The organism is Acetobacter thailandicus, from assembly GCF_011516655.1.
GTDB lineage: Bacteria > Pseudomonadota > Alphaproteobacteria > Acetobacterales > Acetobacteraceae > Acetobacter > Acetobacter thailandicus.
In genome coordinates, this window is the sequence record NZ_WOSV01000003.1 from 84,004 (window position 1) to 96,596 (window position 12,593).

A 12,593-nucleotide genomic window follows, 5' to 3' on the forward strand; every position below is an offset into this window, starting at 1 on the left:
ATCCTTGGATCATCACACCCGTTGTGCTAGAGTCAGGAGATATTATTCCCTGCATGGACACATGATGACACGTTTATTGCGTACTTTTCCTCTCGTTATAGCGTGTTCTGGTTTTTTTCTTACGGTGCTGCCGGATCTTTCACACGCTCAGAGCGCCCGTGACCAGGAAGCACAGGCTGAGGCGGCTGAAGCTGCTCAGAAAGCCGAAGCTGCTAAAGCTGCCAAAAGAGCTGCTCCGCCATCAGCCATTCCTGGCGCGGCAGAAGAAGACGGCGAGGATGAACATGGTAGTGGTGATATCGAGCCCACAGCAGCATTGTTTGATGCCATTAACCGCGGCAGTACGCCATCTGCTAAAGAGTCAATCAACCGTGGAGCAGATCTGAACGGGCGCAACATCCTGGGGCAGACCCCCCTGGAGATGTCGATTGACATGAACAGAAATGCCATCACATTTCTTCTCCTGTCGATGCGTGGACAAAATACCCGTGCATCAACGGTATCCTCTGTCAAAGAAACCGTTGCCTCATCAGGAGACCAGCCTGACTCAGGAAGAAAAATAAAACCTGAAAAGTCAGTTGCAAAACCTGGGAAATTACCCGACCAGTCGGGCGGGAAACCACAGCCATCCGTTGGCTTCCTTGGATTTAGTGGCAGTTAAATCAGTTCAGAAAAAGCCGGGGAAATTTCTTCCCCGGCTTTTTTGTATCAACCTGCTGCAGCTGCAGGTGCTTCAGCCATGAGCTGAGCAGTAAGAGCCAGACTTTCCTGACGTAAGACATCAAGAGGCAGCAACTCGCCACCACGTTCGAAATGCCAGAATGTCCAGCCATTACATGATGGGGCGTTTGTCAGTGCAGCACCCATTTTATGGATAGAGCCCCGCTTATTGCCGCTGATAACCGTACCATCAGGTGAAACAACAACGCGAATACGTCTCTTCTTATCATACAACATGGTTCCGGCATCAAGCAGCCCCTGCTCGACCAGGCTACCAAATGGAACCCTTGGCGCTTCACGCTTATCTGGTGTTGTCACGACTGCATCCTCAGCAAGAGGCACTTCCTGCGCAACACGCTGACGCGCTGCTGCAATATAATCAGGATGACGTTCAACACCGATAAAACGACGACGCAAGCGGCGGGCCATTGCAGGTGTTGTGCCGGTGCCTGTAAACGGGTCCAGCACAACATCACCAACTGACGTGGAAGCCAGCAGCACTCTGTGCAAAAGACTTTCAGGCTTTTGCGTAGGATGAAGCTTCAGCCCATGTTCGTTACGCAACCGCTCGTTACCTGTGCACAACGGCAGGCACCAGTCAGAGCGCATCTGCACATCATCATTAAGAGCCTTCATCGCCTGGTAGTTAAAGCGATAACGGCTGGTTTCGCTCTTAGCGGCCCAGATCATCGTCTCATGTGCATTGGTAAAACGCCGCCCACGAAAATTAGGCATAGGATTTGATTTACGCCAGACGATATCATTCAGGATCCAGAACCCCAGATCCTGCAGGATGGCACCAATACGAAAAATATTATGATAAGAGCCGATTACCCAGATCGTACCGTCCTTATCAAGCAGGCGATGCGCTTCTTTCAGCCAGTCACGTGTGAATTTATCATATGCCTGCAGATCTGAAAATTTATCCCAGTCATCATCAACGCCATCAACAAGCGTATCATCCGGGCGACGCAACTCACCCCGCAGCTGCAGATTATATGGCGGATCAGCAAAAATGCAGTCAACTGAGCCTGACGGAAGCGTTTTCATGACTTCCACACATTCACCACACAGAATCTGATCCAGCGGCAGCTCTTTATCTACCGTTTTTGCGCCGCTCATACCTGCTCTCCTGCATAATAAAGTTCGAATTGTTTACGGACTGTGCCGAATGTTTTGCGATGGTGGGGGGTAATACCTGATGCGATCAGTGCCTGACGATGCACCGCTGTGCCGTAACCTGAATTTTTCGCCCATCCATAAGCTGGCCAGCGCTGATCAAGGCTGTTCATAATGCGGTCGCGCGTGACCTTAGCGATCACAGAAGCCGCCGCGATGGACAGGCTAAGGCTGTCACCGCCGACCAGGCACTCCGCACTGCACCCGAAATCTGGTTTTTTATTACCGTCAACCAGCACATGATCTGGCAAACGAGGCAGGCGCGCGACGGCACGCTGCATAGCCAGATGAGCCGCATTATGAATATTAAGGCGATCTATTGCGGGAGCAGAAACAGCCCCCAGGCCAATTTCAACACCCGGAACCTCAGGCAAACGCGCAGCTATAAACGCACGTAACTGAGGCTTAAGTTTTTTGGAATCATCAATGATCGCTGCCAGATCGTCTGGCACACCGGCACCGAAAACAACGGCCGCAGCGACAACAGGACCTGCCAGAGGACCACGGCCAACTTCGTCCACTCCGGCTACGCGGCCGCCATATTGAAGTTCCCGTGTCAGATCCGGCATTACCCCTGCTTTCATCAGTCATGGTACGACTCGATGTTATTTCACGAGTCGTACCAATCGCGACTCCGTAAAGCAAGGAGAATCACTTTTTGCGACTCAGGGCAAGAGTCGCATCAAAAAAAAGTTCAGGAACTTTTTTTACGCGGGAAAATCAGCCAGCTCAGAATAAGAGCAACACCTGAGACAATCCCCAGAGAAAGAAGAGGTTTATCACGCACAAAAGTTGTGGCTTTTTCTACAAACCCTTCACCTTCTTCATAAAGATCGGCAAAGTCCTGACGTGCGCCACCGGCAAACTGGTCAAACTTACCCTCAGCCTGAAGACCAATATCACCTGTCAGACCACCAACCGCATCCTTAGCGCGACCTTTAGCTTCCGTAGCCAGTCCTTCAACTTTATTCGCTACGACTTTAAGTTTATCATCAGCCATCTGGATTTTTCTCCATTCTGTGGTTAACGACCATCAGCATACACTTAAATTTTATTAATACCACATATTGAATCCACTCTTTTTCTACCAATACCCTACACGAGTTCATGATTAATTATGCAAAAGCCTCTTAATTTACCTCTTATCGTTTTACTTATAGCCAGCACTGTTTTTATGGAGCAGCTTGACGCAACAATACTAACAACAGCCCTGCCCTCTATTGCTCATACCCTTCACGTCAGTATAGTTGACACGTCAGCCACATTAACGGCGTACCTCATCGGCCTGACCATTTTTATTCCGGCATCCGGCCCGCTGGCAGACAGACTGGGCAGCCGCACCACCCTTTGTATGGCGCTGTTTATTTTTATTACTGCTTCTGTTGCCTGCGCCTCAGCACAAAGCCTCAGCTTTCTTGTCGCTATGAGAACATTACAGGGCTTTGGCGGCGCCCTGATGTTTCCGGTCGGGAAACTCATTATCCTGCGCATTACGCCCAAAGATAAGCTGGTTTCGACCATGACATGGATGATGCTGCCCGTCGCGCTCGGCCCTCTTCTCGGCCCGGCCGCGGGTGGCTTTATTACTACATATTATTCATGGAGATGGGATTTTTATATTAACATACCCTTTTGCCTCATAATAATTCCTATGATTTATAAATTTGTACCTGAAATAAGAGTAAAAAATGCAAAATCATTCGATATAAAAGGATTCATTATTACTGCATCCGGACTGACCTGCATCGCAATATCCATTGAATTATTTAGCCACAACCAGACATCCAAACTCATATCACTCGCGCTTTTTGCTACCGGCGCCTGCTGTGCCGGCTTATATAATTGCTACACGCACAATCCATTTCTTGACTTTACTCTTCTCAGGCTAAAAATTTTCAGACTGGCTTTTATTGGAGCCGGCGCCTCACGCATTGCTCTGGGAGCATTCCCATTTCTGCTACCTTTATTTTTACAAAGCATTGCCGGACTGACACCCGCCCGAAGCGGCATCATGATCTCCTTCGCACCCATCGGTGCTATTGCAATGACACCTTTCATACCGCGCCTTCTGCGCAGATTTGGCTTCAGATACACTCTTATGCTCAACGGCTTTTCAGCTGCCATTCTTGGCACACTCATTACGTTCTTCCACAGAGGAGAAGCATTATGGGGACTTATGCTGATTATTTTTACAGCAGGCGTGTGTCAGGCAGTTTTATTCTCCGCCTATAATTCCATCGCCTATTCTGACGTCCCCCCTCAACGGATAAGCAGCGCAACCAGTTTTTACTCAACCATGGAGCAGATACTCGTTGCCTTTGGCATTTCAATTGCGGCAGGAACACTGACTTTTTCTTCGCAGTTTCATCACAATACAGTTCCGGCCGCAGCAGATTTTGCAGCATCTTTTGTTATTGTCGGTATTGTTTCTTCAGTTGCCGCACTTGCGGCCTTCAGACTGCCGCACAATACCGGACTACTCCTCAACAAAAGAGATATAACTAAATGATATGGAATAAAAATTAAGTAACTCAACCACTTTAGCTCCCCCAAAAAACATAAAATGTTAATTAAATTTTAATTTTATATTAAAAATGCAAAATCTAAAAATAAATTAATAAATGATGTTTTGTTTAAATAAATATAAGAAATTATAATAATACAAAATTGATTTTTTTTAATTATAAGGATTATATTTTTATTTATGTATTAAAAATTTACTTCTACTGCCTGATAAATATTTATTTAAAACATAAGGCATGTATAAAAATAAAAATTATATAAAAATATCAAAGTAATAGTTGCGAAACAACGATACGTATGCTTTATGTTTAAACGAGAATGGTATTTTGATACTGAATTTCACATCAGTGAAATACCCGGCCCTTCCTCAGGGAAGCACTCCTGCACTGAGGCGGGCAACAATAACTTTGGCGGATGACACTGACCCTCTTATGGATAATGATCTCACAGATTACCCTCAACATATGTCACCGCCACCAGAGCCGCCATCTTCAGATAAGCGGATCACGGTGCGGACGATTATTATTATTGCCGTTGTATGCCTGCTGGCTCTGGGTGTGAAATCCTGCTTTTTTCACGCACCCTCACACCCAAAGAATCAGCCAGGTAATACCTCTTCTGAAAATGATGATACTCAGCCTGTAGCTGTGACCGCTGCCAGGCGCGGGTCGATCCCTGTCAACCTGATTGAACTGGGTACGGTTGTCCCCATTACAAACGTCACTGTTCAGACACGTGTCGAAGGGTACCTGACTGATGTTCTGTTCACTGAAGGGCAGCACGTACATAAAGGGGACCTTCTGGCAATTATTGATCCGCGCCCTTACCAGGTTCAGCTCGAGCAATATGAAGGACAGCTTGCACGTGATCAGGCCCAGCTTGGTCAGGCTCGCGTTGATAATGCCCGCTACCAGCGCCTGATTAAACAGGACAGTATCGATGCAAAAACAGCACGTGACCAGCAATTTCAGGTTGAACAGCTTGAGGGAACAGTAAAGGCTGACCAGGCTCAGGTTGATAGTGAAAAGCTACAGCTTATTTACTGTCATATTGTTGCACCTGTTGATGGTCGTATCGGTATCCGTGCAGTTGACCGGGGGAATTTTCTGTCTGCCGGGCAATCAGGCGGACTGGCCATTCTGACACAGATGCAACCCATCTCGGTTGTCTTTACACTCCCGCAGGAGCAGCTGCCTGAGGTTGCAACCCAGCTAAGAGAGAAAAGAGAGCTGAAGGTTGCTGCATGGGACAGCTCTAACACACATAAAATTGCCGATGGTATTGTTAGCGCCCTCGATAGTCAGATTGATACCTCAACAGGCACAGTGCGCCTGCGCGCCATTTTTGCCAATGAAAATGAACATTTATTTCCTAACCAGTTTGTGAATGCTCATCTCCTGGTTAAAACCCTCGATAATGTCGTTCTTGTACCATCAAATGCTTTGCAAACCGGCCCTTCAGGACGTTTTGTCTATATTGTCAATAATAATGACACCGTTGATATTCGAAGAGTTGTTCCCGGCGTTTCAAACGAAACCACAACGGTTATCAGCTCAGGTCTGAGAGGCGGAGAGCGTGTCGTCACTGATGGCACTGACCACCTGCGTATTGGTACGCATGTGACTATTCCGGTCGCTGAGAAAACTGACCTCTCTCCAGGCTCTTCAACACCGTGAACCCTTCAGCTCTTTTCATACGCAAACCGGTTGCCACGACTCTTCTGATGATCGCCATCATGATGGCGGGCATGCTGGGGTATTATTTTCTGCCTGTTTCAGCACTACCGCAGGTTGATTACCCGACTATCACAGTCGAGACCTTCTATCCCGGGGCCGGGCCGGAGGTTATGGCCACATCAATCACGGCTCCCCTGGAAACACAGTTCGGGCAGATGTCAGGTGTTGATCAGATCACCTCACGTTCCTCAGGTGGCGCATCCATCATTACGATGCGCTTCAGCCTGTCGATGACAATGGATGTTGCTGAGCAGGAAGTACAGGCCGCAATTAATAACGCCAACTCACTTCTGCCCTCCGACCTGCCTGCGCCTCCGGTTTATGCAAAAGTTAACCCTGCTGATACCCCGGTTATCACTCTGGGCATTACGTCAGCGACAATTCCTTTGCCTGAAGTTGAAGACTATGTGGATACACGTCTGTCTCAAAAAATCAGCCAGATTTCGGGCGTTGGTCTCGTAACTCTGTCAGGAGGCAACCGTAAGGCCATTCGTGTGCGCGTTAATGTGCCAAAACTCACCTCTTATGGTGTGGACATGGATACACTGCGCACCACCATTGGCAACGTCAACGTTAACTCTCCGACCGGCACATTTAACGGTCAGGAACGGGCTGTTACATTACGCGTAGATGGCCAGATTTCCTCAGTGGATATGCTGCTTAACCAGGTTATTGCCTATCAGAACAGCGGACCGGTTCGCGTACGGGATATCGCCAGCGTTGTCATCGGTGCTGAAAATAGCCAGCTGGCAGCATGGGCCAATCTGACTCCTGCTCTGATTATGAACGTACAGCGTCAGCCCGGAGCAAATGTCATTGATGTTGTCGATAATATTAAAGCAGCCCTCCCTCAGCTCCGTCTGTCATTACCTCCCGGCATTGATATTACCCCCCTCACTGACCGTACGACCACAATCAGGGCTTCAGTCGCAGACGTTGAATTTGAGCTGTTTCTGGCTCTGCTCCTCGTAGTAGGCGTCATTTTTATCTTTTTGCGTAATATCCCAGCAACAATTATCCCCAGCCTGTCTGTTCCCCTGTCAATCGTCGGCACATTTGCTGTGATGTACCTGATGGGCTTCTCGCTCGATAATCTTTCTCTCATGGCTCTGACAATCGCAACGGGTTTTGTTGTCGATGATGCCATCGTAATGATCGAAAATATCTCGCGCTATATCGAGCTGGGTGAAGACCGTATGACCGCCGCTATAAGAGGCGCCGGTGAGATCGGTTTTACTATTATATCACTCACAATTTCACTGGTGGCAGTTCTTATTCCGCTGCTGTTTATGGGAGATGTTGTCGGACGGCTTTTTCATGAATTCGCCATGACACTGGCTGTGACCATCATACTCTCAGCCATCGTGTCTCTGACACTTGTCCCCATGATGTGTGCTTATATTCTCAGTGAGCGCATTCATAACCCGCACCTCCCCCAAACGGCCTTTCAGCGCTGGTCTCAGAGTGTTGAAAATGCAACTGAGCGCCTCATTGCTTTCTATGGTCGCGGGCTGGATATCGTTCTTGAACATCGTGGCCTCACATTATGTGTCGCCACAGCTACGGTCGTTCTGACATGCGTGCTGGCAATTATTATTCCCAAGGGTTTTTTCCCTGATCAGGATACCGGTGTTATTCAGGGCGTTTCGGTGGCCTCTCAGAGCATTTCTTTTGAAAGTATGAAACAGCACCAGCAGGAACTGGCACGTATCATCCTTAAAGACCCTGATGTCGCCTCCCTCTCCTCTTTTGTTGGCATTGACGGACAAAACTCTACCCTTAATCAGGGGCGTTTTCTGATCAATCTTAAAGATCGGGAGCAACGCTCCGGCAGTGCAGCAGAAATTGCCAGTCGCCTGTCACAAACCACAGCGAAAGTTGTTGGTATTAAACTGTATATGCAGCCGGTTCAGGATCTGACACTGGATACAACAGTAACTGCCACACAATATCAGTTTCTGCTTGAAAACCCCGATCCAAAGCTGTTCGACACCTGGATCCCGCTTCTGCTGCAACGTCTGCGTAAGGAGCCGGCACTTTCTGAAGTCACGTCAGATCTTCAGGCACAGGGGCTGGTTGTTAAGGTTGTGCTCGACCGTACAACGGCCGCGCGTTACTCAATTACTCCCCAGACAATTGATAATATTCTTTATGATTCTTTTGGCCAGCGCCAGATTTCAACCATTTACACACAAGCCAACCAGTACCGTGTGATTATGGAAGCAGATCCCCTGCTTCAAACCAGCCAGAAATCTCTCAACCAGCTTTATCTGCCTGGCATTAGTGGCAATTCTGGTGAGAGCGTATCGGGCCCGACCCGTTCACCAACATCCGGCCTGGTGCCCTTACCTGCGGTAACACAAATTCAGCATAAGACTGCACCCTTACTGATCACACATTTTGGCCAGTTTCCGGCCACGACTATTTCGTTCAACCTGTCGGACGGATACTCGCTGGGGGATGCTACAGCCGCTATCCGCAGAGTAGAAAAAGACATTAAGCTCCCTCCGTCTTTTCAGACATCATTTCAGGGCACAGCAGCAGCTTTTGAAGGCTCCCTGGGAAATGAGCTTTTTCTGATCGGTGCAGCACTTGTGGCGGTCTATATTGTACTTGGCGTACTCTACGAAAGTTTCATCCACCCGGTTACTATTCTTTCTACTCTGCCTTCTGCTGCTATCGGCGCACTTCTGGCTCTCATGATCTCAGGGGCTGGGCTCGATATCATGGGTATTATTGGTATTGTCCTGCTGATAGGCATTGTAAAGAAAAACGCCATCATGATGATTGACTTTGCTTTAGAAGCCAGTCGTGTATACGGCATGGACTCTCTGCAGGCGATCAGACAGGCTGCTCTCCTGCGTTTTCGTCCTATTCTGATGACCACACTTGCCGCAATGCTCGGCGCATTGCCTATGGTGCTTGTACACGGTAACGGAGCAGAACTGCGCTATCCGCTGGGTCTGTCGATTATCGCCGGTCTGGCTATGTCACAGATACTGACACTGTTTACCACTCCGGTAATTTATCTGGCTCTCGACGGATTGAGTAACCGCTGGAAAACCTGGCGTAACGGCAAAAGCATGCCGGAGCCAGAAGCACCGTGAGCTCAGAAAAACCATTCAGCGTATGCCGTGTTTTTATTGAAAGACCTGTTGCAACGGTCCTTCTGGCACTGGCTATGGTCCTGACAGGCATTATGGGGTTTGTTCGCCTGCCTGTTGCCGACCTGCCGAATGTTGATTTTCCGGTTATTGTTGTACAGGCCAGTCAGCCTGGCGGGTCTCCCGAAGAAATTGCAAGTTCTGTCGCGGCCCCCCTTGAGCGTCACCTGGGGCAGATCGCCGGACTTTCAGAAATGACCTCCCGATCATCTGAGGGTGAAGTACGTATTATTCTTCAGTTTGACCTGTCTCGCGACATTAATGGCGCAGCAAGAGACATTCAGGCAGCTTTACAGGCCTCCCACGCCGACCTGCCGACCTCTCTGCGTTCAAACCCGTATTACTATAAAGCCAACCCCAACGCAGCACCTGTGTACGTTCTGGCACTGACCTCTGATATACATACACAGGCACAGATGTATGAATATGCCTCTAATGTTCTGGTGCAGCAGATCTCACAGATTGAGGGAGTAGGACAGGTTGATATTGGCGGCAGCTCTCTGCCGGCCGTGCGTGTTGAGCTTAATCCCAAACCACTTTTTCAGTATGGTATCGGTTTTGAGGATATTCGCGCAGCACTGGCCTCAGCCAATGCGAACACCCCAAAAGGTGTTATAGATAATAATGGCGTGCGCTTTACCCTGCAAACCAACGACCAGGCACGCGATGCCAAAGCTTACCGTGACCTTATTATTGCCTGGCGCAATAACCGCCCGGTCAGGCTGGCCGACGTCGCAACCGTAGAAAATAATGTTGAGGACATTCACAACAGCGGTTTTTTTGGTCAGGCTCACTCTGTCATTGCGCTGGTTTTACCTCAGGCTAATGCCAATGTCATTGAGCTTATCGATAAAATACGACAAAAAATCCCACTCATGCGCAGTGCTCTGCCCGGCGGTGTTGATCTGCATATCGGGCTTGACCGCTCTCTGACAATCAGAGCCGCGCTGGCGGACACAGAGTTTACGCTGATTATTTCAGTTATTCTTGTCACGCTTGTTGTTCTGGCGTTCCTTAACTCTCTTCGTATGACGCTTATTCCGGCACTCGTCGTACCTACTTCTATTATCTCAACATTCGCTGTCATGTGGCTGCTGGGCTATTCACTCAACAACATGTCCCTCATGGCGCTTACGGTTTCAACCGGCTTTGTTGTTGATGATGCCATTGTCGTTGTCGAAAATATTGCACGCTACCTTGAAAAGGGCTTCTCCCCCCGGGAGGCATCGCAGAAAGGATGTGATGAGGTCGCTTTTACTGTTGTGTCTATTTCTATCTCTCTCATTGCCGTTTTTATACCGATTATGTTCCTGAGCGGACTTTCAGGCCGTCTGTTTCATGAATTCACAATGACACTGACTGTGTCTATTTTTATCTCCATGATTTTGTCATTAACGCTGACACCAATGATGGCGTCTCAGCTGCTTAAAGCACATGATGAAACCGGAAAAAAACTCAGCCCGCCACTACAAAAATTTATTGATATCATTCTCTGCCCTCTGAACTGGATTGAAAGAGTGTATGCCTCAACACTCGAAATCGCCCTGCAACACAGGCGCATTACACTCTGGTCCCTGCCGGCATCATTTATTTTAATTGCTATTCTTTTAGTCAGTCTGCCAAAAGGGTTTATTCCTACCTCAGATACTGGTCTGGTTATTGGTCATGTTAAGGGAAGCCAGAGCATATCTTTTGCCCAGCTTTCACAAAAACTGCTCTATATTCAGAAAATCATTGGCGAAGATCCGGATGTTGAGGACGTTGCAAGTTTTGTAGGTGGACAACATGACGCCCTCAATGCCGCAACTATGTTTTTACGCCTGAAAGATAAAACATTACGCCCCGACACGGGGGCCCACATGATAACCCGCATAGAAAAAAAGCTTAAAAACCTCGTAGGGGCAGAGCTGTTTCTGGTAGAGCCTGGTACAATTCACTCAAGCGCCAGACAAAGCGACGGATCGTATCAGTATACGCTCCAGGGAGGGAATGCTCAGGAGCTTTACCAGTGGACTAAGAAACTAACGGCTGAACTTCAGCGCCATAAACAGCTTCAGTCCATCTCATCAGACGTCGATGAAGGTGCTCCTGCTATCGGTGTGCACATAACACGTGATACAGCAGCCCGCTTTAATCTGACCCCGCAAATGATTTCTAATACATTATATGACGCTTTTGGGCAGCGTGCGGTCTCTATTATTTATAACTCTATGAATCAGTACCGTGTGATCATGGAGGCTAATCCGCTCTACTGGTCCTCACCTGAAATGCTTAAACAGGTATGGGTCAGTGTTTCTGGTGGTTCAGCCGGTGGTGGTACAAAATCAAACACTATTCGTGTCAGAAAAGCGAGCGTAACAAGCTCATCTGGTGGCAGTGGTACGACAGAGGCTGATCTCAGCCAGGCCTCCTTTAAAAACCAGATTGCGAACTCTCTGGCCGGTGGCACCGGGGCATCAAATGGTTCTGCTGTTTCTACATCAAAAGAAGCAATGCTTCCTTTAACCTTTGTCTCTCAGATTAATGACACAATTGCTCCCCTGACGGTTAACCATCTGGGGCAATCTGTGGCGACAACCATTTCGTTTAATCTGGCAGATCATACTTCACTCAGCCAGGCAATCCATATTATTCGCCGGGCCGAGCTCAGAATGCACATGCCCCACACTATCCGGGGAAGTTTTATCGGCAATGCTGCACAACTTAAAAAATCTGGCGTTACCCAGTCTCTTACTCTGATAGCAGCTCTGGCTGCTGTCTATATAACTCTTGGTATTTTATATGAAAGCTATATTCACCCACTGACTATTCTTTCAACACTTCCTTCTGCCAGCTTAGGTGCCCTTATTGCATTACGATTATTTGGCCAGGAACTTTCTTTAGTCGCGGGGCTGGCAATTATTATCCTGATCGGCATTGTAAAGAAAAATGCTATTATGCTGGTCGACTTTGCTCTCGACACCGAACGCACTGATGGTACGCCAGCTCTGCAGGCTATAAAAATGGCGTGCCTTTTACGTTTTCGTCCTATCTTTATGACGACACTGGCTGCAGCCTGTGGCGCTTTACCGCTCGCCCTTGCACATGGGTATGGTTATGAAATCCGCCGCCCGGTCGGCATCGCCCTTATGGGGGGGTTAATCCTCAGTCAGGCACTTACTCTGTACACAACACCGGTTGTTTACCTCCTTCTTGATAAACTCCGTATGCGACCAAAACCCAAAACTAAACCGCGGCCCGTATCATCATGACAGGCAAGCCAGCTGAGACA

8 protein-coding genes are annotated in these 12,593 nt (G+C 48.4%); 5 read left to right on the forward strand and 3 right to left on the reverse strand.

Annotation, left to right across the window (positions count from 1 at the left end):
• Positions 1-61 precede the first annotated feature (61 nt).
• The gene (locus GOB58_RS05455) at positions 62-661 is read left to right on the forward strand and encodes an ankyrin repeat domain-containing protein (RefSeq protein WP_233133338.1); all 600 of its coding nucleotides are present in this window, start codon (positions 62-64) and stop codon (positions 659-661) included.
• 47 nt (positions 662-708) lie between these two features.
• Here GOB58_RS05455 and GOB58_RS05460 read toward each other — a convergent pair whose 3' ends face one another.
• The 3 genes from GOB58_RS05460 to GOB58_RS05470 all read right to left on the reverse strand — a co-directional run bounded on the left by GOB58_RS05460 (position 709) and on the right by GOB58_RS05470 (position 2,899).
• Entirely contained in the window at positions 709-1,842 is a 1,134-nt protein-coding gene (locus GOB58_RS05460; protein ID WP_086636038.1) for a site-specific DNA-methyltransferase, read from the reverse strand.
• Entirely contained in the window at positions 1,839-2,483 is a 645-nt protein-coding gene (locus tag GOB58_RS05465; protein WP_173559565.1) for a ribonuclease HII, read from the reverse strand. Before GOB58_RS05465 ends, GOB58_RS05460 begins: the two co-directional genes overlap by 4 nt.
• 110 nt (positions 2,484-2,593) lie before the next feature.
• On the reverse strand, positions 2,594-2,899 hold the full coding sequence (locus GOB58_RS05470) for a CsbD family protein (protein WP_086554369.1): 306 nt from the start codon (positions 2,897-2,899) through the stop codon (positions 2,594-2,596).
• Positions 2,900-3,016: 117 nt separating this feature from the next.
• On the opposite strand from GOB58_RS05470, the gene GOB58_RS05475 reads away from it, so the two are divergent.
• The 4 genes from GOB58_RS05475 to GOB58_RS05490 all read left to right on the forward strand — a co-directional run bounded on the left by GOB58_RS05475 (position 3,017) and on the right by GOB58_RS05490 (position 12,573).
• A complete protein-coding gene (locus tag GOB58_RS05475) occupies positions 3,017-4,408 on the forward strand; it encodes an MFS transporter (protein WP_173559566.1) in 1,392 nt (463 codons plus the stop codon).
• 445 nt (positions 4,409-4,853) lie between these two features.
• Positions 4,854-6,098, forward strand: coding sequence for an efflux RND transporter periplasmic adaptor subunit (locus GOB58_RS05480; RefSeq protein ID WP_086554502.1), 1,245 nt, complete (start codon positions 4,854-4,856; stop codon positions 6,096-6,098).
• Positions 6,095-9,265, forward strand: coding sequence for an efflux RND transporter permease subunit (locus GOB58_RS05485; protein WP_086554371.1), 3,171 nt, complete (start codon positions 6,095-6,097; stop codon positions 9,263-9,265). The genes GOB58_RS05480 and GOB58_RS05485 overlap by 4 nt, the downstream gene beginning before the upstream one ends.
• Entirely contained in the window at positions 9,262-12,573 is a 3,312-nt protein-coding gene (locus tag GOB58_RS05490; RefSeq protein WP_265792979.1) for an efflux RND transporter permease subunit, read from the forward strand. Before GOB58_RS05485 ends, GOB58_RS05490 begins: the two co-directional genes overlap by 4 nt.
• The last annotated feature ends 20 nt before the right edge of the window (positions 12,574-12,593 follow it).